The sequence below is a fragment of the Mesorhizobium sp. M1182 genome (assembly GCF_040318335.1).
In the GTDB taxonomy this organism is placed as follows: Bacteria; Pseudomonadota; Alphaproteobacteria; order Rhizobiales; family Rhizobiaceae; genus Mesorhizobium.
The window spans coordinates 66,965-88,151 of the sequence record NZ_JAMYMD010000013.1; the positions used below are offsets into that span (position 1 = coordinate 66,965).

The window sequence follows — 21,187 nt, forward strand, 5'->3', positions numbered from 1 at the left end:
AAGGAGACCGACATGGCTACGTTTGATTTCGCCACCGAGACCTCGCGCATCACCTCGCGTCCGGCCGTTGCGACGCGCGTGGCCAATGCCGCTGCCAATGTTTACCGCGCCTGGAAAAACCGCCGCGCCTTTTATCGCCTCGGCGAGATGTCGGATGCCGAGCTCGCCGACATCGGCCTGACCCGCGCCGACCTGCACGTCGCTGTCGGTGTACCCTTTGGCCGCGATCCGACAGAGAGGCTTCGCGTCATCGCGGTCGAGCGCGCCGAAACGATCGGGGATATTGCCCGCAAGGTCGTGTGATCGCGTGGGTTTCGCCGTTCGGGCGCGTTGAACCTTTTTGCCGCACGACGCCACCAAGTTACGCAGGCTCCCCACTCCCTGCCGGATGCCCCCCGGCCAGCCTGCGCGCTGCCCGGTCCTCCCAGGACCGGGCTTTCTTTTTTGGGCGGCACTGATGATTGGTTGCCGGTATCTGGTCTAGCGCCGGCCCATGCCCTGCTTGAACTGGTCGAAGATCGACTCCATGCCTTTCTGGTAGTCGTCGCGCTGCTGGGCGCCTGTCTCGAACATCTTGCCGAACAGGTCGTCAAACGGATTTCTCGGCCTGCCGCTCGGATTGGCCTGCGGCTGCGGCGCCTGGGGCTGCTGCGGCGCCTGACGCGGCTGAGACTGTTGTGCGCCACCGCCGAACATGTCCTGCAGCACCTTGCCGAGCGGATTGTCAGCATAAGGGTTCTGTGTCTGCTGGGGTTGGTTCTGCGGCTGCTGTGGCTGTGGTGCACCGCCGCCGAACATATCCTGCAGCACCTTGCCGAGCGGATTGTCACCATAAGGGTTCTGTGTCTGCTGCGGCTGGCTTTGTGGCTGCTGCCCGCCGCCGAACATGTCCTGCAGCACCTTGCCCAGCGGGTTGTCGCCGTAAGGGCTCTGCGTCTGTTGCGGCTGCTGTGCGCCGCCGAACATGTCCTGCAACACCTTGCCGAGCGGGTTATCCGTGGGGGCTGCAGGCTGAGGGGCCGGCGCCTGGCCGCCGCCGCCCGCCTGCCGCATCATCTGCTCGATGAGCTCGCCAAGCGGATTACCGCCACCGCCTGCCGCATGCATCTGCCCGCCTAGCTGGTTGGTGGTCTGCTTGAACAGCCCGCCCATCATCATCGAGGCGATTGCCGGCAGCATCTGCTGCAACACCTGCTGGCTGACGCCGCTCGCCTGCGCGGCCTGGTTGGCGACGGCCCGCGACAGGTCCTTCGAGCCGAACAAATGGCCGAGAATGCCGTTGCCTTCATCGAGGCCCTGCGGCGAGAAGGCCCGGCTTGCATCCTCGAAATATTTGGCGTGCTGGCCGCTGGCCATCGCCGTCATGAAGGAGCCGAGCCCATAAGGGTCGGAAGTGTTGCGCTTCAGCCCCTGCGAAAAGGCCGGCAGCAGCGCCGCGACCGCCGCCTGCGTCTGCTGCTGCGAAAGCCCGAACTGCTGGGCCAGCGCCTGCATGCCGTTGCCGTTCTGGGCCTGTGCCAGAATATCGAACAAGGAAGGCATTGTTTTCTCCTCCGGGAAAATCCTCGTTGGAGAAGCCTAATTCGTTTCCATCACTGATTGAAGCGAATTTGCCGGACCATCGGCCAAGCGGATAGCGAAGCGTTAATATGCGTATTCCATGAACACCGGCTCGATCGAGCCGCCCCAGCGTGTGTGGTAGGCCGAGAGCATCTCTTCGGCGCTGGTGGTGCCACGCGCGACGACCTCGTCCAGCGTGTTGAGGAACGAGGTCTCGTCATAGTCGTCGCGGTTCTTGCGGCCGCGGTTCTTCAGTCCCATGCGCGAGATGACAAGCACGTCGCGGGCGATCTCGCGCAATGTCGTGTTGCGGAAGGGCGCCGAAATGCCCTGTTCCGGCACCGCGTTGCGCATTGCCAGCACTTCGTCATAGCTCCAGCTCGAGGTCAGCGCCTCGGCCGCGTCGAGCGCAGCCGCATCATAGAGCAGCCCGACCCAGAAGGCCGGCAGCGCGCAGATGCGCCGCCACGGCCCGCCATCGGCGCCGCGCATTTCGAGAAAGCGCTTCAGCCGCACATCGGGGAACAGCGTCGACAGATGGTTCGCCCAGTCGCCCATCGTCGGCAGCCCGTCCGGCAGGTCGTTACGGGCAGCACCCGCCATGAACTGGCGGAAGGTGATGTGCGTCATGTCGTGGTACTGGCCGTCGCGGATGACGAAATACATCGGCACGTCGAGCGCCCATTCGACATAGTCGGCAAAGCCGAAATCGGGCGAGAAGCAGAACTCGAGCAGGCCGGAGCGCTGATTGTCGGTGTCGCGCCAGATCTCGCCGCGCCAGCTCTGCAAGCCGTTCGGCCGGCTTTCGGTGAAGGGCGAGTTGGCAAACAGCGCCGTCGACAGCGGCTGCAATTTCAGCGACACCTGCATCTTGCGGCGCATGTCGGCTTCGCTTTCGAAGTCGAGGTTCACCTGGATCGTGCAGGTCCGGTACATCATGTCGAGACCCTTGGTGCCGACCTTGGGCATGTAGCGGGTCATGATCTCGTAGCGCGATTTCGGCATTTTCGGCGTCTCGGCCAGCGACCATTTCGGGCTGCCGCCAAGGCCGAGAAAACGAATGCCCATCGGTTCGGCGATCTCGCGCACCTGCGCCAGATGCGCATTGCCTTCGCGGCAGGTCTGGTGGATCGTCTCCAGCGGCGCGCCGGACAGCTCGAACTGGCCGCCGGGCTCCAGCGAGATCGCGCCCTGGCCGGTCGGCTCGACCAGGCCGATGATGCGGCCGGCATCCATGATCGGGTCCCAGCCGAGTTTGTCCTGCATGCCTTCGAGGATGGCGCGGATGCCGCGCTCGCCGCCATAGGGCACCGGCGCATTGCCGTCGACATAGAACGGGAATTTCTCGTGCTCGGTGCCGATGCGCCATTTGTCGCGCGGCTTGTTGCCTTCGGCCAGGTGCTCGACGAGTTCGTCGACGCTTTCGATCGGCCGGAAATCGGTTGTATCGCGCGCCATAATAGCCCTCCGCACATGACCCTGAAAATCGGCTTCGATTTTCGGAAGGGATCAGATGCCCAATCAAATGCTACAGCGTCCTTTGCGCGCCCGAAAGGACGCGCGGCCACTGCCGGCGCTAGATGGACGAAATGTCAGTAGCCGATCAAGCGAAAAATCCTGAGCCAGCGGGTAATTGGAATTGATCACCAATCGCCGATTGTCGCCTGGATCAGCGCCAGTGCCGCCACCGCCGCCGTATCCGCTCGCAGGATGCGCGGCCCGAGCGGAATCGCGGTAACGAAAGGCAGCGCTCTCAGCATCTTGCGTTCCTCGTCGGAAAAGCCGCCCTCCGGTCCGACCAGCAGACCGAGCTTTCTCTCCCGCACCACCTGCAATGCCGGCAGGGGATTGTTGGTCGATGCATCCTCGTCGCAGAAGATCAGCCGCCGCTCCCGGTCCCAGCCTGCCAGCAGGCGTTCGAATTTTTCCGCTTCGCGCAGCTCCGGCACCGCCAATATGCCGCATTGCTCGGCCGCCTCGACGACATTGGCGCGCAGGCGCTCGATGCCGGGTTTTGCCACTTGTGTATGCTGGGTGATGACCGGCTGCAGGATGCCGGCGCCCATCTCCACCGCCTTTTGCACGAGGTAGTCGAGCCGCCCTTGCTTCAGTGGCGCGAAGCAATAGACGAGATCGGGCAACGGCGGCTGCGGCCGCTGCAATGCCAGCAACTTCAGGCGCAACGCCTTCTTCGACTTCGCCGCGATCGCCGCCGACCATTCGCCGTCGCGCCCGTTGAAGACCAGAATTTCGGCGCCTTCGCCGAGCCGCAGCACGTGCGAGAGATAATGGCTCTGCTGCGGGCCGACGTCGAACTCGATGTCCGGTCCAAGCCCGTCCGGCACGAACAGCCGCTGCATCTTGTAATTGGCGCGCATCGCCGAGGAATGCGGCAACGTCACCCTCGGCGTCAAGCCTCGGCGGAAGGATGCCAGACAGGCTCGTAGCCTTTCTGCAGCACCGAAACAGTTGTCGCCGGCGTGAGCATGCCGATTGGACCGTCGGTAAAACCGCCGAACCCCACCGGTTCGCCATAACCGCCGAAACTCCAGGGCAGCGCGGCGCCGTCAAACAGGGCGTACGCCCTGTTTGCTGACGAGATCATCGTGCCGTCCGGCAAGTCCGCAAGCGCTTCCGCTTCCAGTCTCGTCGCCCGCCCGCCCGATGCCAGGCGCTCCTTGTGCAGGCGCTTGTCGAGCTGCGGCGCACGTGGCTCGGCAATGCCGAAGGCGTCGCCGAAATGCCGGACAAAATCCCTGGCCCGCTCGCGCTGGCAGAAGAAGCAGGGACGGTGGCCGGCGGCAAGCGCCGTCACCTCGTCGAGGAAAAACAGCTCGGTCCAGCCGGCCTTGCCGCCAGCCCGGTTGCGCCCCATCGGCTCGCGCCGCACGTTGCCGAATTCGCAAACGCAGATGATCCAGGCTTGCAGCGCCCAGCGCTTCTTCAACAGCGTTCTCGTCTCGGGGTCGTGAATGATGCCGCGATTGCCCATGAACAGGCCGCGCTCCGGCACGGCATGGATGGCGCCGAACGGGTCGACCCGGTTTTGCAGTGGCATAGGCGTTCCCTGTTGGCTGCAATGCTGGTGCCATGATATCGCTCGTTGCATCAATTGCATGTCAGCAGGTTTCGATGCGGGTCTTGGTTGTCCAGAACTTCGACAATGAGGGCCTTGGCCAGATCGGCGCGGCCCTTGTCGAGGCGGGCGCCGCTATCGACCTGCGCCGTCCCTACCGCGGCGACGCGCTGCCGCAAGATAGCGGCGGGCATGACGCCATGGTGGTGCTCGGCGGCGCCCAGAATGCGCTGGACGACGAGCTCTGTCCTTATTTTCCGGGCCTGCTCGACCTGACGCGCGACTTTGCCGAGAGGGATCGCGCGGTGCTTGGTATCTGCCTCGGCAGCCAGTTGGTCGCGCGCGCCTTTGGCGGCGAGAACCAGATCGGCGGCGCGTCGGAGTTCGGCTGGCACGAGGTCGCGCTCACCGCGGCGGCGCAGGCCGATCCGGTGCTCGCCGCCTTGCCTGAAAAATTCCCGATCTTCGAATGGCACGACGACACCTTTGTCTTGCCCGAGACTGCCGTGCGACTGGCCGGCAACGCCGTCGCCGAGAACCAGGCGTTCCGCATCGGCCGCGCCGTCTACGGCTTCCAGTTTCATTTCGAGGCCGACCGGCCGATGGTTCGCGACTGGAGCACGTCCTTCGCACCGCTGATCGCCGAACGCCATCCGGATTGGGCCGTCCGGCTCGACGACGAAATGGCCCGCAACGGACCGCAAGCCGATGCCGCCGGCCTGGCCATCGCCCGCGCCTGGGTGGCGACGATCTGACGGCCCATATAGTCAACGTATTTGGCGACGTTGCATATTTGGCACGCGGCGGCAAATCCGCCGGGGATAACGCGTTTCATCCTTGGCCTGTGTCTGTCCGCCAGCCTAAAAGGCGCGCGCTCTGCATCTTGCGTGCAACCGCGATGAACCTTTCCTGTGACCCGCGCGACACACCGCCGATACAGAACATGCCTAGAAGCGCGAAACCGTCCGACATTTGCGACGTATTTTGCGTTTCAACGCATTGGTAACCCGCTCGTGCATAGATGCAGGAAGCTCAACAAGAGATGACGTCCGTGAAAGCAGCCTTTTTGTCCTTTGTCATGTTGTCGGCTATCGTCTTGTGCGGCCTCGGCATTTATTCCGCCGACGCAGCCAACGACCACAATGCCGTTGACGGCTACGGCGTCACCGCCGCGCTTCGCTAGCCTCTCTGCTCATAATCCGACGCGTTTCCTACGCCCGCTCACCCGTCACTGTCAGGACATGCTTGTCCGCGCCGTCCACCACGAGCGCGGTGAGGTGTCCCGACTGCCAGGCGAGGGTGTCGACATTGACGCGGTTGCCGGTGATTTCGGCCTTGGGCACCGGCGTATGACCGTGCACCACGATCTTCGGATGAAGGCCGGTGTGGTCGTGGAAGACCTCGCGGATCCAGATCAGGTCCTGCCGGCTCTGGCTTTCCAGCGCAACGCCGGGCCGGATGCCGGCATGGCAGAAGAAGAAGTCGCCGAACGTCACTGAGAAGGGCAGCGAGCGCAGGAACTCGACATGGTTCTGCGGCACCGCCTCGACCAGTGCGGCGTGCCCTTGCCGCAGTGCCGCATCGGCGCGGCCAAACCAGGCGCTGCTCCCACCGAGCGACACGCCATAGGATAGCGCCGTCTGGATGCCGCCATAGCGCATGAACAGCCCGTCCGGATCGGGGACATCGAGAAAATCGAGAAAGCCGAGATCATGATTTCCGGCGAGCATCAGGTGACGCGGATCGCGTCTTTGCGCGTCGATCAGGAAATCGATGACGCCCCTGGAGTCCGGGCCGCGATCGACATAGTCGCCGAGATGGATCACGCGCCAATCGGCCGACGGCCTTTGACCGAGCTCCGCCTCGATCCGCCGGTGCATGGCTGTCAGCAAATCGAGCCGGCCGTGCACATCGCCGATCGCGTAAAGGCGCATGCCTTGCGGTCCGCGCGCCTCGTAGAAACTGATGCCGGGCTCCGTCAATGCCTGCGTCGCCTCCGTGGTCATGCCGTCACGGGACTTTAGCGCCGAAGCTGATCCTTGCCCATGTCGGTGACCAGGCGCTTTCCGCACAGAGCCAGCGTTATGTCCATCTCCTTGCGGATGATTTCCAGCGCCTTGGTAACCCCTTCCTTGCCGAGTGCGCCGAGGCCGTACAGGAAAGGCCGGCCGATATAGGTGCCCTTGGCGCCGAGGCACAGTGCCTTGAGCACGTCCTGGCCGGAACGGATGCCGCCGTCCATATGCACCTCGATCGCGTCGCCCACGGCGTCGGCGATCTCTTCGAGCGCCATGATCGACGACGAGGCGCCGTCGAGCTGGCGGCCGCCATGGTTGGAAACGATGATCGCGTCGGCGCCTGTCCTGGCCGCCATCAGCGCATCCTCCCTGTCGAGTATGCCTTTCAGGATCAGCTTGCCGCCCCAGCGCTCCTTGATCCAGGCGACGTCCTTCCACGACAGATGCGGATCGAACTGCTCCTTCGTCCACGACGACAGCGAGGCGAGGTCGCCGACGCCCTTGGCATGGCCGACGATGTTGCGGAAGCTCCGGCGCTTGGTCCCGGCCATGCCGACGCACCAGCGCGGCCTGGTCGCCATCTGCCACAGGTGCTTCGGCGTCATCCGCGGCGGCGCCGAAAGCCCGTTGCGGATATCCTTGTGGCGCTGACCGAGGATCTGCAGGTCGAGCGTCAGCACCAGCGCCGAACATTTCGCCGCCTTTGCGCGGTCGATCAAATCGAAGACGAAATCCTTGTCGCGCAGCACATAGAGCTGGAACCAGAACGGCTTCCTGGTCACCGACGCGACATCCTCGATCGAGCAGATGCTCATTGTCGACAGCGTGAACGGCACACCGAATTCTTCCGCCGCCTGGGCCGCCAGCATCTCGCCGTCCGGATGCTGCATGCCGGTCATGCCGGTCGGCGCCAGCGCCACCGGCATCGTCACCTTCTCGCCGATCATGGTCGATTCCAGCGAGCGGTTGTCCATGTCGACCAGCACGCGCTGGCGGAACTTGATCTTCTGGAAATCTTCCTCGTTGGCCCGGTAGGTGCTTTCGGTCCAGGCGCCGGAATCGGCATAGTCGAAGAACATCTTCGGCACGCGGCGGCGCGCCAGGTCCTTGAGGTCGGCGATGGTGAGAATGCTGCTCATGGATCTTTTTTCCGCTGGTTCTTCGCTGCTTCGTCGTTGAATTTTCTGGGCGGTGCCTACGGCTGTTTTCTTGCCGGCTCACCGCCACCGGGCTCGGAGCGCTGCCTGAGCCTCAGCCGCGATACGCGCTGCCAGTCGCCGCTGCGCTCGGCCTCGGCCATCGACCGTTCGACGTACGAGATGTGGTCCATCGCCGCCTGCCGCGCCGCAGCCGGATCGCCGGCCTTGACCGCGGTGTAGATCGCCCGGTGCTGCGAAAGCAGCGCCTCGCGCGCGCCCGGCACGTTGAACACCAGCCGCCGGTTCTGGAACACGCCTTCCGACAGCAGCCGATAACAGGAGCGCAGTGTGTGCAGCAGGATGATGTTGTGCGCGCATTCGCAGATCGCGTGATGGAACTCGATGTCGATTTCCGCCTCGTCGTCGAAATTGCCGGTCCGGTGCGCCTCGTCCATACGTGCCATGATGCGGTCGAGCAGCGCCAGATCGTCCGATGTGGCACGCCGCGCCGCATATTCCGCCGCCACCGCCTCGATCTCGCGGCGGTACTCCAGATAGTCGGTCACCGCCTTGCGATGCATCGAGATCAGGTCGGTCACCGGCTTGGTGAACAGCTGGCCGATGACATCGGCGACATGGGTGCCGCCGCCTGGCCGTGTCGTCAACAGCCCGTGCCCTTCCAAGGCTTTCAAGGCATCGCGCAGGATCGGCCGCGACACCTCGAACTGGCGCGCCAGTTCGCGCTCGCCCGGCAGCCGGTCGCCGGTGCGCAGGACGCCTTCGAGGATCAGACTCTCGATCTGCTGCACCACCTCGTCGGCGGTGCGCGAATGCTCGATCCGGGAGAAAATGTCGCTCAAACGGGATGCCTGGGGGTTGAACCGATGTCGCGCAAGATAAAGCCGGCGTCGCCAACTGGTCAAATTATTTATCCAATTCGCCGGGGGCCGGGTCCGTTTCACAGCCGCGGCGCCATATCATCTTCAGCTAAATTGGGCGTTTGCGTCCCCTGACGATTGCCTCTAGAGGGACATCATTGCCAAAGGGCTCACAGAAGCCCGGGGGACCAGCCGTGCCAGACGCCGACCCTTCCAACCTCGAATTCCAGCTGCGCGCCAAAGCCGTGGGCGGCACCGTCATGGGCTTTCCGGCGCATGAAGGTCGGCCGGGCGCGCTCGGCGAGGTCCACGCCCGGCCGCAGCCGCTGGTCGAAAAGCCGCGCGTGCTGGTGCAGCTTTCCTTCATGACCGAAGCTGGATCCGGGATCGATCAGGCCGTGCTTTCCGAATTGTCGCGACGCCTCGGCATCGCCGCGCCCGACCCTCACGCCCGCCACCACGCGATGAAATGGGGCAAGGGCTCGCTGCGCTGGGAACGCCACACGGAATTCTCGACCTATCTCTGGGAAGGCCCGCTCGCCGAAAACGGCAGGGGGCAAGAAGACACACCCTTCGGCAACGGGTTTTCGCCGCCGGGCACGGTGATTTCCGGCATCAGGCTGGAGATCCGCAAATGGACGCCGGCGAACGAAAAACTGATCGCCGGCTTCGACCCGACCAGCCTGTGCTATTCGCTGGTCGAGCGCGGCAACGCGGCCATCGTCACCGATTTCCGTCAGGATGGCGACGGCTTGACCCGCATGCTGGTGCTCGACCGCGGCCTGACCCCGGCGCGCACCGGGGCACTGTCGCAGCGGCTGATCGACATCGAGACCTACCGCACGCTGGCCATGCTTGGGCTGCCGCTGGCCCTGACGCTGTCCGGTCGCGCCCGCCGCATCGAAGACAGGCTGGCCCAGACCACGTTGGAAATGAAGGTCGCCGAGACCCGCGACAGCCAGACGCTGCTTGCCGACTTGACCGAACTGGCCGCCGAGCTGGAGGCCGATGCCGCCTCCAGCCTCTACCGCTTCGGCGCCAGCCGCGCCTATGACGGCATCGTGCGCGAACGGCTGGAGGCGCTCGACGAAGAAGCGGTGCCCGGCTACGACACCTGGGGCGGTTTTCTGCAGCGCCGCGTGGCGCCGGCGATGCGTACCTGCCGTTCGGTCGAGGAGCGTCAGGCCAACCTGTCGACGAAGCTCACCCGTGCCACCACACTGCTGCGCACCTGGGTCGACGTCGAGGTCGAGAAGCAGAACCGCGATCTTTTGGCATCGATGAACAATCGCGCCCGCCTGCAATTGCGGCTGCAGCAGACGGTGGAGGGGCTCTCGGTCGCCGCGGTTTCCTACTATGTCGTCGGCCTCATCGGCTACGTCGCCAAGGGCGCCTCGATCTTCGGCCATGCCTTCGCGCCGGAAATGGTCACCGCCGCCTCGGTGCCGCTCGCGGTCGTGCTCGTCTGGTGGGGCGTGCGCCGCGTCCGCCGCATGCACTCCGAACCAGGCAAGCAGCCGGGCGAGTAGTGTGGGGCGCAGCGGCAGATTGCCGCTGCGGAAGGCTGTCTCGGCCATAGGCCTCTCATCCCGGCCAAAGCGGCATTTGCAAGCGACCACCGTCGCTGGTAAAAGATTTTTACCAGTCGATCGAAGGAGGCTGTCGATGTCCGGCCTTGCCATGCCGAAACCAGACGACGCCACGATGCGCCGGCGCGACGAGATCGTCGCCGATATGCGCATCATGGTGCCGGGCGAGGGCGTCGTCGACGCCGCCAATGCCATGCGCGCCTTCGAGAGCGACGGGCTCACCGCATACCGGCAATTGCCGCTCGTCGTTGTACTGCCGCAAACCGTGGCCCAGGTCTCGCGGGTGCTGAAATATTGCAGCGACCGCAACATCCGCGTCGTGCCGCGCGGCTCCGGCACCTCGCTCTCCGGCGGTGCGCTGCCGCTCGAAGACGCGGTGCTGCTGGTGATGAGCCGCTTCAACCGCATCCTCGAGATCGATTTTCAGAACCGCGTCGTCGTCGCCCAGCCCGGCGTCACCAATCTCGGCATCACCACCGCCGTCGAGCAGGAGGGCTTCTATTACGCCCCCGATCCATCCTCCCAGATCGCCTGCTCGATCGGCGGCAATGTCGCGGAAAATTCCGGCGGCGTGCACTGCCTGAAATACGGTCTCACCGCCAACAATGTGCTCGGCATCGAGATGGTGCTGATGAATGGCGAGGTGGTGCGCCTCGGCGGCAGCCATCTCGACGCGGAAGGCTACGACCTGCTCGGCGTCATGACCGGCTCCGAAGGACTGCTCGGCGTCGTAACCGAGGTCACCGTACGCATCCTGAAGAAGCCGGAGACGGCGCGTGCCCTGCTGATCGGTTTCCCGACCAGCGAGCAGGCCGGCCAATGCGTTGCCGACATCATCGGCGCCGGCATCATTCCGGGCGGCATGGAGATGATGGACCGTCCGGCCATCCACGCCGCCGAGGATTTCGTCCAGGCCGGCTATCCGCTCGATGTCGAGGCGCTGCTGATCGTCGAGCTGGACGGGCCGGGTGTCGAGGTCGACCATCTGATCGGCCTGGTCGAAGCCATTGCTTTTAGGAACGGCTCGACCACATGCCGCACGTCGCAGTCGGAACAGGAGCGGCTGAGCTTCTGGGCCGGCCGCAAGGCGGCGTTCCCGGCGGTCGGCCGCATCTCGCCCGACTACTACTGCATGGACGGCACCATCCCGCGCAAGGAACTGCCGCGCGTGCTCGCCGGCATGCGCGAACTGTCGCAGAAATACGGGCTCGGCGTCGCCAATGTCTTCCACGCCGGCGACGGCAATCTGCACCCGCTCATCCTCTATGACGCCAACGTGCCGGGCGAACTCGACAAGGCGGAGAGTTTCGGCGCTGACATATTGCGGCTCTGCGTCAAGGTCGGTGGCGTGCTGACCGGAGAGCACGGGGTCGGCATCGAGAAGCGCGACCTGATGCCGGAAATGTTCAACCAGATCGACCTCGACCAGCAGATGCGCGTCAAATGCGCCTTCGACCCCAACCATCTTTTGAATCCCGGCAAGGTCTTCCCGCAATTGAGGCGATGCGCCGAGCTCGGGCGGATGCACGTGCATCGCGGGAAAGTGGCGTTTCCGGACATTCCGAGGTTTTGAGCGCGTATGTTAGCGCTTGAACACCCCCCTCTGTCCTGCCGGACTTCTCCCCCTCAAGGGGGGAGATTGGCAGCTTCGGCGCCTCGCCCTCCCGTTAACACTGGAGATTGGCGAAGCCCGACGCAGCATCCGATCTCCCCCCTTGAGGGGGAGATGTCCGGCAAGACAGAGGGGGGCGCGAAGGAACACGACGTTCCCGCATTTGCAAATGCCGCGTCCGTCCCATGACCACCTTCACCCCGTCAACAGCCGCGGAAACCCTATCCACCGTCGCTTGGGCAGCCGCCGAAGACTCGCCGCTCGAAATCCTCGGCCACGGCTCCAAGCGCGGTATCGGCCGGCCGCAGCAGAGCGAGCATACGCTCGACCTTTCCAAACTCTCCGGCGTCATGCTTTACGAGCCGGCCGAACTGGTGCTGTCGGCAAAAGCCGGCACGCCGCTGGCCGAAATCGAAAGCCTGCTTGCCGAAAACGGCCAGCAACTTGCCTTCGAACCGATGGATTACGGCCCGCTGCTCGGCGGTGAGCCAGCGCGAGGCACGATCGGCGGCGCACTCGCCGCGAACCTTTCCGGCCCGCGCCGGCTGAAGGTGGGTGCTGCGCGCGACCATATCCTTGGCATAGCGGCCGTTTCCGGGCGCGGCGAGGCCTTCAAGTCCGGCGGCCGCGTCGTCAAGAACGTCACCGGCTATGATCTGTCCAAGCTGATGGCCAACAGCTGGGGCACGCTGGCGGTGCTCACCGACGTCACCTTCAAGGTGCTGCCTGCTGCCGAGACCGAAGTCACGCTTGCCATCCGCGGCCTGCTCGACGATCACGCCGCCGCCGCCATGGCGCTGGCGCTGGGTTCCAGCGCCGAAGTGTCGAGCGCTGCCCATCTTCCCGAACGGGTCGCAGCCAGGGTCGCCGGCGGCAGTCTCGGCAGCGATGCCGCGACGCTGCTGCGCATCGAGGGCTTCGGCCCGTCGGTCGCTTACCGCATTGCCGCGCTGAAAGACCTGCTGAAAAACGCTGGGCCGCTGCAGGAGATTTCCGGTTCGGTCTCGTACTCGGTCTGGCGCAATGTCCGCGACTGCGCGCCGTTCGCCGATGGCAGCGAAAGGCCGGTGTGGCGCGTCTCGATGGCGCCGTCGCGGGGCCACCAGATGGTGCTGGCGCTGCGCATGCAGGCCCCGGTCGATGCCTTCTATGATTGGCAGGGCGGGCTGATCTGGCTGCGCATGCAGCAGGACGATCCCGAGGCAGGCCTGTTGCGCAGCCTGATCAGAAAACACGGCGGCGGCCATGCGACGCTGGTGCGCGCAACCCCTTCGCACCGCGCCGCCGTACCGGTGTTCGAACCGCAAGCGCCGCAACTGGCAGCACTGTCGGCGCGGCTGAAGGCCGAATTCGACCCGAAGAATATCCTCAATCCCGGCCGTATGGCGCCGGGCGCAAGCTCTGCTACTCTCGCGCCGGCAACCGAGGGAGGAGCACAATGAGCGATCCAGGCCAAAACGGTACGTCACGCCAGACCGACCGCTGGCTGGAGCCCGGCCCGACCAACGCGCTGGTCATCTACATCCTCTATCTCGCCGGCCTGGCCATCGGCGTCAGCGGCATTGTCGGCATCGTCCTGGCCTATATCAATCGCGGCAAGGCCGGCGGCTTCGTCGAAGGCCACTACACATTCCTGATCCGCACCTTCTGGATCGGCCTGCTCTATGCACTGATCTCGGCGCTGCTGATGATCGTGGTCATCGGTGTCGTGCTGATGGTTGCCGTTGCCGTCTGGTTCATCGCCCGCTGCATTCTCGGCCTGCAGGCGCTGCAGCGCGGCGAGGCGGTCAAGAACCCGGAAAGCTGGTTTCTGGGATTATGAGCATGATCCCCAAAACTGGGTACCGGTTTTGGGAAAAGATCATGCTCAAACGGTAGGGATTCGTTTACGTGCAGACCAATTTCTCAGCTGCCCAGCTCGCCGATCCGCATGTCGCGGAATCGGAGAAGATCCTGCGCAAATGTGTGCATTGCGGCTTCTGCACCGCCACCTGCCCGACCTATGTGACGCTCGGCAACGAACTGGATTCGCCGCGCGGCCGGATTTATCTGATCAAGGACATGCTGGAAAACGGACGGCCGGCCGACAAGCAGATCGTCACCCATATCGACCGCTGCCTGTCCTGCCTCGCCTGCATGACCACCTGCCCGTCGGGCGTCAACTACATGCATCTGGTCGACCACGCCCGCGTCCATATCGAGCAAACCTACAAGCGTCCGCTGGCCGATCGCCTGACACGCGCCATGCTGGCCTTCGTGCTGCCCTACCCCTCGCGTTTCCGCGCGGCGCTCAAGCTGGCGAAGCTCGGCCAGCCATTCGCCGGCCTGTTTGAGAAAATCCAGGCATTGAAGCCTTTGGGCGCGATGTTGAAGCTGGCCCCGGCGTCGGTCCCGGCAGTCTCGCCGATGGCCTCGCCGGGCGTCCATGCCGGGCAGGGCGCGAAGAAAAATGGCCGTGTCGCCATCCTCACCGGCTGCGCGCAATCCGTGCTCGATCCCGGCATCAACGACACGACGATTTCGCTGCTGACCCGGCTTGGCGTTGAGGTCGTGGTGGCCGCGGGCGAGGGCTGCTGCGGCGCGCTGGTGCATCATATGGGGCGCGAGGACGCTGCCTTGGCGTCGGCCCGACGGAACGTCGACGCCTGGACGCGCGCCATCGAGCAGGGCGGACTCGACGCCATCGTCATCACCGCATCCGGGTGCGGCACCACCATCAAGGATTACGGCTTCATGCTGCGCCTCGATCCGGCCTATGCCGACAAGGCTGCGCGGGTCTCGGCGCTGGCCAGGGACATCACCGAATATCTGGCAAGCCTCGACCTGCCCGAGCCGGTCCGCAAGCCGGGCACCATCGTCGCCTATCACTCAGCCTGCTCGATGCAGCACGGCCAGAAGATCACCCGCCAGCCGAAGGAGCTTCTGGTCCGTGCCGGCTTCGTCGTGCGCGAGCCGCGCGAAGGGCATCTTTGCTGCGGTTCGGCCGGCACCTACAACATCCTGCAGCCCGAGATTTCGGCGACGTTGCGCGACCGCAAGCTCAGGAATATCGAGGCGACCGGTGCTGAAATCGTCGCCACCGGCAATATCGGCTGCATCACCCAGATCGCTTCCGCCGCCAAGCTGCCGGTGGTGCATACGATAAAGCTGCTGGACTGGGCCTATGGCGGCGAGCCGCCAAAATTGGTTTGATTGCTGCGCACCCGCCGATGAGACTGCCGAGATGCCCAACCCAAAGTCAGAAGAGATTGGAACCGTCGTTCGGCTGCTGTCGGACAGATCGCCGGCGACGTTCCAGGCCAGCTATGGCGAATGCCAGACAATCATCGCTCGTCATCTCAAGGATGGGTCCGAATTCCTGTTTGCGCTCATAAGGGCAGCGGTACAAGCCGACGTCCAGCAAGACAATCTGATTATCGACGCCGTTTCGTTTCTCGACGACGCGCATTTGGCTCGTCTGGCATTTTTCCTGCAAGAGGAAGTGAAACGCGGAATAGACGTGGAGGATCTGCTGGCTCACGTCGCCTTGCAGGCGCCGGAATTGTTTCCAGACAGTACCTTGGGCGACATTCCCGATTTCGCAGACTGGCTGACGCATGATGATCCTCGTTCGTCCCCGGCATGTCATCATTTCAGCTTTGAGGAAGGCGCTCCGAGCGACATGTCTTTTCCGACGCATCGCAATCATCCTACCTGGCATCTGCCGGCGACTGGCAGGCCACTTACGGTCGGCGGCGAAGGATCGGCAGTGTGCCCGACCTGTCGAGAGCGACTGATACATCTGATTACGCTGGACGATCTTGGGAATGAGCTGACGATGCCTCTTCCCAGACTCCGTATCGAGACCTGTGCGAATTCTCTCGAACCGACCTATTATTCCCACGACGCTGCCGGTGTGCCGACGCCGATCGCGCCTCTGCATTCGCCCTACATTGAGAGGCTTGCAAAGGCCGCCGAGAAAAGAACTGTTCGGTTGGCACCGACCCCTGAACGGTGGCTCAGGCAGTCGTACGGGATAAGCAATTCAAGGCAAAACCTGTTTCGGCTTGGTGGGCTGCCGTCATGGATTCAGGGACCGCAGTTTCCAGTCGTTCCCGGAACGGACCGGGAAATGAAATTTCTTCTTCAGTTCGATTCACTCGCCGGTTTCTTCTGGGGCAGCGGCGGCGTGCTCTACGTCTTCTGGGATGACGAGTCCCGGATCACCTGCCATGTGCCGCAATACACGTGACGAAGGCGCCTACTCCGCCGCCAGCCGGTCTGCCGTGCCGTAGGTTGCCTGATAGCGGGCACGCTGCCGGCTGAGGGCCACCATCGTGTTGCGCAGCAGGATCGCCACCGTGATCGGGCCGACGCCGCCCGGCACCGGCGTGATCCACGACGCGACATGCCTGACGCTCTCGGCATCGACGTCGCCGACGATGCGGCTCTCGCCGTCCGGCCCGATTTCCGAATTGATGCCGATATCGATGACGGCGGCGCCCGGCTTGACCATGTCGGCCTTGATCAGCCGCGGTTTGCCGACCGCGACGAACAGTGCGTCGGCGCGGCGTGCGTGTGCCGCCACCGAACGCGTCATGTGGTGACAGACGGTCACCGTCGCGCCTTCGCTCATCAAGAGGAACGCGATCGGCTTGCCGACGATCTCGGAATGGCCGACGACCACCACCTCGAGCCCCTTGAGGTCGAGGCCGGTTTCCCTGAGCAGTTCGACCGAAGCGGCGGCGGTGCAGGGCGCCAGGTCGAGCTGGTTGTAGACGATGTTGCCGATCGAGGCCGGATGCATGCCCTCGACATCCTTGAGCGGATGCACCGCCGCCTGCAGCGTCTTGATCGGAATGTGCACCGGCACCGGCCGCTGGATGATGATGCCGGTGACGCGCGGGTCGGCGTTAAGCCCGTGGATTGCCGCTTCCAGCTCGCCGGCGGTGATGTCGGCGCGAAAGCGCCTTTCCTCGAAGCCGATGCCGGCCAACCCGGCCTTGGCGCGCTGGTTGCGGACATAGACATCGACCGCGGCGGTATCGCCGACGGTGACCGACACCAGCTTGGGCGGAAAGCCTTCGGCGGTGGCGATCGCCGCGTCCTCGCGCACGCCGGCGATGATGCGTTGAGCAACCGGGCCGCCTCTGAGATAGCGGCTGTCGTCGGAAAGGGACATCGGGATGGGGCCTTTATCTGGATTTTAGCCGCCACATAGCAAAGCAACCGCGAAAAGGCAGCGCGAAAAGCGAACCGCCATGCCGGTCGCGCGACGTGCCGGCAAAATCTTCCCGTCAATTCCTGCTGGCGGAAACAAAAAGGGCAGCACGGCTTGCCGCGCTGCCCTTTCGTGACTGGCCGCATCCCCACACGGCCCGTCCCCCGTTATTCAATGCTCCCGAGGCTTCTGAGCAGAATCATCGATGAGGTCAACCGCAGATTACATGACTACAACCGTCGTGCCAACATTGACCCGCTCGTAAAGGTCGACCACGTCCTCGTTGCGCATGCGGATGCAGCCCGACGACACCGCGCCGCCGATCGTCCAGGGCTGATTGGTGCCGTGGATACGGTACTCAGTCGAGCCGAGATAGAGCGCGCGTGCGCCGAGCGGGTTTTCCATGCCGCCGGCGAGATAGGTCGGCAGATAACGGCCCTTGGCGGCTTCGCGGGCGATCATCACCGCCGGCGGCCGCCAATCCGGCCAGACGCGCTTGTTGGTGATCTTGTGGGTGCCGGACCATTCGAAGCCCGGCTTGCCGGTGCCGACGCCATAACGCCGCGCCTTACCGTTCTTCCCGACCAGATAGAGGAAATTCTCTCGCGTATCGATGACGATCGTGCCCGGCTTCTGCGGGCCGTCATAGGCGACTTCCTGCGGCAGATAGATCGGGTCGATCTGCGGCCGCATCACCATGCGCTTGGCCGGCGCCTGCACCGCTGCGGTGCGCAGCTGATCGGGTTCGGCCAGCCGCCGGTAGCGCCGTTGCGGCTGCGCCTCTTGCCGGCTCTGCCGCACGATGCCCGGGGCATGGCCGAGCTGCAGCACCCAGGGTGCCGAAAGATCCGGGCTGACCACCACCGGCGGCCTCTCCGCATAGCGGTCGTTGGCATTGGCGGCGCCGGCAGCAAGTACGGCCGCGGCGCCGAACAGTGGGAACAAGAATGTCTTCATCGCAACGCACCTTGATCGTCGAACATGCCGGGGTGCAAAGCCTCCCCGATTTCGCCGACATTGGGCGCGAAGCGGCAACCGAAACATGAATCGGAATGTGTAAAATGCCGATCTGTCAGTAAAGCTTTTGGTGTGGTTACCGCCCGGTTCAGGAATCTGGTAAAGCCGCGGTAAAGGCCGCGTCAAAACGCGTTAACGCCAAGACACGAACGGAATTCCGCCATGGATGAAAAGACAGGTCTGCTTGCCGGTCCCGACGGCATCGCCCGCTGCTTCTGGCACGGCAACCTGCCGGATTATCTGCACTACCACGACCACGAATGGGGCCGGCCGGTCGCCGACGACCGCCGCCTGTTCGAGAAGATCTGCCTCGAAGGTTTTCAGTCGGGCCTGTCCTGGCTGACCATATTGCGCAAGCGCGACAATTTCCGCGAGGCGTTTGCCGGCTTCGATGTCGACAAGATCGCCGCCTTCACCGACGCCGATGTCGATCGCCTGCTCGGCAATGCCGGCATCATCCGCCATCGCGGCAAGATCGTCTCGACCATCAACAACGCCAAGCGCGCCCGCGAACTCATCGACGAGGCCGGCTCGCTGGCCGCCTGGTTCTGGAAGTTCGAGCCCGGCCCGCACGAGCGGCCCGAGATCGTCGACCTCGCGCATTTGCGCGCCAATCCGACGACGGCCGTCTCGGTCCGCATTTCGAAAGAGCTGAAGAAGCGCGGCTGGAGCTTTGTCGGCCCGACCACCGTCTACGCCTTCATGCAGGCGATGGGGCTGGTCAACGACCATCTCGAGGGCTGCGTCTGCCGCGAGCCGGTCGAGGCGGAACGGAAAGCGTTCAAGCGGCCGAAATAGCGGCTCAGGCGCCGCCGGCGCCGGCCAGGAAAAACCCGGCAAGGATGGCCGCCAGCGCGGCGAACACCGGATAGATCACCAGCAGTCCGGTCATCAGCACGTCGCGCATGGTCGGTCCACTGCGCTGTTGCGCCGCGACCTCGAACGGTCCGGCGATTTGCTTCGTATTCGGGGCATAACCATCGGCCGGCCGCAGCCGGACCGAGGCGTCGCGTGCCCGGCTATCGATGATGTCGAACTTCTGTAGCGTGGCCATGGCCCCGAACCCCTTGTTTCGGCGCGCTTATCGGCCCGGATTGTGTCGGCACGATGCCGCGCGCATGGCACAATTGTTTCATTTGTGACGCGGTTTGTTTCGATCGCCCTGCCTGATGGCTTTGCGCTGCCCCTCATTGCCCTGCCGGGCATTTCTCCCCGTATAGTGACGGGGAGAAAGGACGCCTCCGCCGGTGGTTTCGCCAATCACAGCGTTGCACAAGTAGCGGCGAGGCTGCGACAACTCCCCTTCTCCCCGTCACTATACGGGGAGAAGGTGCCGGCAGGCGGATGAGGGGCGGCGCGACATTTGCGAACCAACTGGTCCCGCGACATCGCGGAAAAGCCGCAAACCCTTGCCTTCTCCGGGCTGCATCGGTAGGACACGCCGACCCGAAATAAGTCACCGTTTACATAGCAAAGTACCCATCCCATGGCCGACAAATCCGAAAAGATGAAAGCGCGGCTGCCGCGCGGCTTTGTCGACCGCGGCGCCGACGATCTGCGCACCGTCGAGAAGATGATGGCGACGATCCGCTCGGTCTTTGAGCTCTACGGTTTCGAGCCGGTCGACCAGCCGCTGATCGAATACACCGATGCGCTCGGCAAGTTCCTGCCCGACCAGGACCGGCCGAACGAGGGCGTGTTCTCGTTCCAGGACGACGACGATCAATGGCTGTCGCTGCGCTACGACCTGACCGCGCCGATGGCGCGCTTTGTCGCCGAGAATTTCGAGCGCCTGCCGAAACCCTATCGCAGCTATCGCTCCGGCTGGGTGTTCCGCAACGAGAAGCCCGGTCCCGGCCGCTTCCGCCAGTTCATGCAGTTCGACGCCGACACGGTAGGCACGCCGGGTGTCGCGGCCGATGCCGAGATGGCGATGATGATGGCCGACGTGATGGAGGCGCTCGGCATCAAGCGCGGCGACTACGTCGTCCGCGTCAACAATCGCAAGGTGCTCGACGGCGTGCTCGAGGCGATCGGCCTCGGCGGCGACGAGAACGCTGGCCGCCGGCTGCAGGTGCTGCGGGCGATCGACAAGCTGGACAAGCTGGGCGTCGAGGGCGTGCGCCTGCTTTTGGGCGCCGGGCGCAAGGACGAGAGCGGTGATTTTACCAAGGGCGCCGGGCTGGGTAACGCGCAAATCGATGTTGTGATCAGCTATTTCACGGTCATGGCGCAGCATGATCCCGAACAAATTGTCCAGACACTGGGATCTATCACCCCGGGGCTCAGCAATCTTGTCGAGGAAAGGAAACTCGAACATCTCGGCATAACGAATGCCTCGTTTGTCGAGGGTCTTGCAGAGCTGGAGCAGATAAGAACCATGGTCGCACAAAGCGGCTACGGTGAGGATCGCATTCGCATCGACCCATCCGTCGTCCGTGGCCTCGAATATTACACCGGCCCGGTCTACGAGGCCGAGCTGCTGGCCGAGATCCCCAACGAGGACGGCCAGATCGTGCGCTTCGGCTCGGTTGGCGGCGGCGGACGTTATGACGGCCTCGTCTCGCGCTTCCGTAGCGAGCCGGTGCCGGCGACCGGTTTTTCCATCGGCGTCTCGCGCCTTATGACGGCGCTGAAGAACCTCGGCAAGCTCGACACTTCCGATGTCATCGCGCCGGTCGTCGTGCTGACCATGGACAAGGATACGGAAAGCCTCGGCCGCTACCAGAAGATGGTGGCCGAGCTGCGCGCCGCCGGCATCCGCTCGGAAATGTATCTCGGCGGCGCCGGCATGAAGGCGCAGCTGAAATATGCCGACCGCCGCGGTAGCCCGGTCGCCGTCATCCAGGGCGGCGACGAGCGCGCCAAGGGCGAGGTGCAGATCAAGGACCTGATCGAAGGCGCGAAGATGTCGGCCGAGATCGCCGACAACGCCGAATGGCGCGCCGCGCGACCGGCGCAGGTGACCGTGGCGGAAGGCGATCTGGTCGCCGAGGTGAAGAAGATACTGGCGGCGCAGGCCGAGGAGCGGGCGCGTGGCAAGTAGGGCGCCGCTTCCTTCTCCCCTTGTGGGAGAAGGTGGCCGAGCGAAGCTCGGT

Annotated in this window: 21 protein-coding genes; 11 read left to right on the forward strand and 10 right to left on the reverse strand. The window is 64.3% G+C overall.

Annotation, left to right across the window (positions count from 1 at the left end; all coding sequences use genetic code 11):
• Positions 1–12: 12 nt before the first annotated feature.
• Positions 13–303, forward strand: a complete 291-nt coding sequence (locus tag NKH33_RS17480; RefSeq protein ID WP_352472697.1) for a DUF1127 domain-containing protein — start codon at positions 13–15, stop codon at positions 301–303.
• Between the two features lie 177 nt (positions 304–480).
• Here the strand turns inward: NKH33_RS17480 and NKH33_RS17485 are convergent, their stop codons facing one another.
• From NKH33_RS17485 to NKH33_RS17500, 4 genes are all read right to left on the reverse strand, one after another.
• Positions 481–1,542, reverse strand: a complete 1,062-nt coding sequence (locus tag NKH33_RS17485; protein WP_352472696.1) for a DUF937 domain-containing protein — start codon at positions 1,540–1,542, stop codon at positions 481–483.
• A 102-nt stretch (positions 1,543–1,644) separates the two neighbouring features.
• On the reverse strand, positions 1,645–3,018 hold the full coding sequence (locus NKH33_RS17490; protein ID WP_352472695.1) for a glutamate--cysteine ligase: 1,374 nt from the start codon (positions 3,016–3,018) through the stop codon (positions 1,645–1,647).
• 185 nt (positions 3,019–3,203) lie between these two features.
• Positions 3,204–3,938 (reverse strand): 16S rRNA (uracil(1498)-N(3))-methyltransferase, encoded by a 735-nt coding sequence (locus NKH33_RS17495; protein WP_352472734.1) that lies wholly within the window; start codon positions 3,936–3,938, stop codon positions 3,204–3,206.
• 32 nt (positions 3,939–3,970) lie between these two features.
• Positions 3,971–4,618, reverse strand: a complete 648-nt coding sequence (locus NKH33_RS17500) for a hypothetical protein (protein WP_352472694.1) — start codon at positions 4,616–4,618, stop codon at positions 3,971–3,973.
• A gap of 74 nt (positions 4,619–4,692) precedes the next feature.
• On the opposite strand from NKH33_RS17500, the gene NKH33_RS17505 reads away from it, so the two are divergent.
• A complete protein-coding gene (locus NKH33_RS17505; RefSeq protein WP_352472693.1) occupies positions 4,693–5,391 on the forward strand; it encodes a type 1 glutamine amidotransferase in 699 nt (232 codons plus the stop codon).
• 287 nt (positions 5,392–5,678) lie between these two features.
• Positions 5,679–5,819, forward strand: a complete 141-nt coding sequence (locus NKH33_RS17510; RefSeq protein WP_292664785.1) for a hypothetical protein — start codon at positions 5,679–5,681, stop codon at positions 5,817–5,819.
• A gap of 28 nt (positions 5,820–5,847) precedes the next feature.
• Here NKH33_RS17510 and NKH33_RS17515 read toward each other — a convergent pair whose 3' ends face one another.
• The 3 genes from NKH33_RS17515 to NKH33_RS17525 are packed head-to-tail and all read right to left on the reverse strand — an operon-like array spanning position 5,848 to position 8,653.
• Positions 5,848–6,618: a metallophosphoesterase gene (locus tag NKH33_RS17515; protein ID WP_352472733.1), complete on the reverse strand. Its 771-nt coding sequence runs from the start codon at positions 6,616–6,618 to the stop codon at positions 5,848–5,850.
• Positions 6,619–6,656: 38 nt separating this feature from the next.
• Positions 6,657–7,793: an alpha-hydroxy acid oxidase gene (locus tag NKH33_RS17520; protein ID WP_352472692.1), complete on the reverse strand. Its 1,137-nt coding sequence runs from the start codon at positions 7,791–7,793 to the stop codon at positions 6,657–6,659.
• A gap of 56 nt (positions 7,794–7,849) precedes the next feature.
• Positions 7,850–8,653: a FadR/GntR family transcriptional regulator gene (locus NKH33_RS17525; RefSeq protein ID WP_352920783.1), complete on the reverse strand. Its 804-nt coding sequence runs from the start codon at positions 8,651–8,653 to the stop codon at positions 7,850–7,852.
• A gap of 212 nt (positions 8,654–8,865) precedes the next feature.
• Between NKH33_RS17525 and NKH33_RS17530 the strand changes: the two genes are divergently transcribed.
• The 6 genes from NKH33_RS17530 to NKH33_RS17555 all read left to right on the forward strand — a co-directional run bounded on the left by NKH33_RS17530 (position 8,866) and on the right by NKH33_RS17555 (position 16,103).
• Entirely contained in the window at positions 8,866–10,200 is a 1,335-nt protein-coding gene (locus tag NKH33_RS17530; RefSeq protein ID WP_352472690.1) for a DUF3422 family protein, read from the forward strand.
• A 136-nt stretch (positions 10,201–10,336) separates the two neighbouring features.
• Positions 10,337–11,833, forward strand: coding sequence for an FAD-linked oxidase C-terminal domain-containing protein (locus NKH33_RS17535; RefSeq protein WP_352472689.1), 1,497 nt, complete (start codon positions 10,337–10,339; stop codon positions 11,831–11,833).
• Between the two features lie 224 nt (positions 11,834–12,057).
• Positions 12,058–13,314 (forward strand): FAD-binding protein, encoded by a 1,257-nt coding sequence (locus NKH33_RS17540; protein ID WP_352472688.1) that lies wholly within the window; start codon positions 12,058–12,060, stop codon positions 13,312–13,314.
• On the forward strand, positions 13,311–13,694 hold the full coding sequence (locus NKH33_RS17545; protein WP_352472687.1) for a DUF4870 family protein: 384 nt from the start codon (positions 13,311–13,313) through the stop codon (positions 13,692–13,694). The genes NKH33_RS17540 and NKH33_RS17545 overlap by 4 nt, the downstream gene beginning before the upstream one ends.
• Before the next feature lie 68 nt (positions 13,695–13,762).
• Complete coding sequence (gene glcF / locus NKH33_RS17550) at positions 13,763–15,064, forward strand: glycolate oxidase subunit GlcF (RefSeq protein ID WP_352472686.1); 1,302 nt, start codon at positions 13,763–13,765, stop codon at positions 15,062–15,064.
• Positions 15,036–16,103 carry a hypothetical protein gene (locus tag NKH33_RS17555; protein WP_352618475.1) on the forward strand — a complete coding sequence of 356 codons (1,068 nt, stop codon included), beginning with the start codon at positions 15,036–15,038 and terminating at the stop codon, positions 16,101–16,103. Before glcF ends, NKH33_RS17555 begins: the two co-directional genes overlap by 29 nt.
• A 9-nt stretch (positions 16,104–16,112) precedes the next feature.
• On the opposite strand, the gene NKH33_RS17560 is transcribed toward NKH33_RS17555, so the two are convergent.
• Together NKH33_RS17560 and NKH33_RS17565 are read right to left on the reverse strand one after the other, a co-directional pair.
• Complete coding sequence (locus NKH33_RS17560) at positions 16,113–17,033, reverse strand: bifunctional 5,10-methylenetetrahydrofolate dehydrogenase/5,10-methenyltetrahydrofolate cyclohydrolase (RefSeq protein ID WP_352618472.1); 921 nt, start codon at positions 17,031–17,033, stop codon at positions 16,113–16,115.
• Positions 17,034–17,294: 261 nt separating this feature from the next.
• Positions 17,295–18,029: a L,D-transpeptidase gene (locus NKH33_RS17565; protein WP_352472683.1), complete on the reverse strand. Its 735-nt coding sequence runs from the start codon at positions 18,027–18,029 to the stop codon at positions 17,295–17,297.
• 222 nt (positions 18,030–18,251) lie between these two features.
• On the opposite strand from NKH33_RS17565, the gene NKH33_RS17570 reads away from it, so the two are divergent.
• The gene (locus NKH33_RS17570) at positions 18,252–18,887 is read left to right on the forward strand and encodes a DNA-3-methyladenine glycosylase I (protein WP_352472682.1); all 636 of its coding nucleotides are present in this window, start codon (positions 18,252–18,254) and stop codon (positions 18,885–18,887) included.
• A gap of 4 nt (positions 18,888–18,891) precedes the next feature.
• Here NKH33_RS17570 and NKH33_RS17575 read toward each other — a convergent pair whose 3' ends face one another.
• Entirely contained in the window at positions 18,892–19,143 is a 252-nt protein-coding gene (locus NKH33_RS17575) for a hypothetical protein (protein ID WP_352472681.1), read from the reverse strand.
• Positions 19,144–19,575: 432 nt separating this feature from the next.
• Here NKH33_RS17575 and hisS point away from each other — a divergent pair, with 432 nt between their 5' ends.
• Positions 19,576–21,135 carry a histidine--tRNA ligase gene (hisS, locus tag NKH33_RS17580; RefSeq protein WP_352472680.1) on the forward strand — a complete coding sequence of 520 codons (1,560 nt, stop codon included), beginning with the start codon at positions 19,576–19,578 and terminating at the stop codon, positions 21,133–21,135.
• Positions 21,136–21,187: the final 52 nt, after the last annotated feature.

Coding starts and splice junctions, on each gene's coding strand:
- NKH33_RS17570 (WP_352472682.1), top strand. CDS start 18,252: ATGGATGAAAAGACAGGTCTGCTTGCCGGTCCCGACGGCATCGCCCGC.
- NKH33_RS17555 (WP_352618475.1), top strand. CDS start 15,036: ATGGCGGCGAGCCGCCAAAATTGGTTTGATTGCTGCGCACCCGCCGAT.
- NKH33_RS17480 (WP_352472697.1), top strand. CDS start 13: ATGGCTACGTTTGATTTCGCCACCGAGACCTCGCGCATCACCTCGCGT.
- NKH33_RS17520 (WP_352472692.1), bottom strand. CDS start 7,793: ATGAGCAGCATTCTCACCATCGCCGACCTCAAGGACCTGGCGCGCCGC.
- hisS (WP_352472680.1), top strand. CDS start 19,576: ATGGCCGACAAATCCGAAAAGATGAAAGCGCGGCTGCCGCGCGGCTTT.
- NKH33_RS17485 (WP_352472696.1), bottom strand. CDS start 1,542: ATGCCTTCCTTGTTCGATATTCTGGCACAGGCCCAGAACGGCAACGGC.
- NKH33_RS17540 (WP_352472688.1), top strand. CDS start 12,058: ATGACCACCTTCACCCCGTCAACAGCCGCGGAAACCCTATCCACCGTC.
- NKH33_RS17495 (WP_352472734.1), bottom strand. CDS start 3,938: ATGCGCGCCAATTACAAGATGCAGCGGCTGTTCGTGCCGGACGGGCTT.
- NKH33_RS17500 (WP_352472694.1), bottom strand. CDS start 4,618: ATGCCACTGCAAAACCGGGTCGACCCGTTCGGCGCCATCCATGCCGTG.
- NKH33_RS17510 (WP_292664785.1), top strand. CDS start 5,679: ATGACGTCCGTGAAAGCAGCCTTTTTGTCCTTTGTCATGTTGTCGGCT.
- NKH33_RS17490 (WP_352472695.1), bottom strand. CDS start 3,018: ATGGCGCGCGATACAACCGATTTCCGGCCGATCGAAAGCGTCGACGAA.
- NKH33_RS17560 (WP_352618472.1), bottom strand. CDS start 17,033: ATGTCCCTTTCCGACGACAGCCGCTATCTCAGAGGCGGCCCGGTTGCT.
- NKH33_RS17565 (WP_352472683.1), bottom strand. CDS start 18,029: ATGAAGACATTCTTGTTCCCACTGTTCGGCGCCGCGGCCGTACTTGCT.
- NKH33_RS17535 (WP_352472689.1), top strand. CDS start 10,337: ATGTCCGGCCTTGCCATGCCGAAACCAGACGACGCCACGATGCGCCGG.
- NKH33_RS17505 (WP_352472693.1), top strand. CDS start 4,693: ATGCGGGTCTTGGTTGTCCAGAACTTCGACAATGAGGGCCTTGGCCAG.
- NKH33_RS17545 (WP_352472687.1), top strand. CDS start 13,311: ATGAGCGATCCAGGCCAAAACGGTACGTCACGCCAGACCGACCGCTGG.
- NKH33_RS17575 (WP_352472681.1), bottom strand. CDS start 19,143: ATGGCCACGCTACAGAAGTTCGACATCATCGATAGCCGGGCACGCGAC.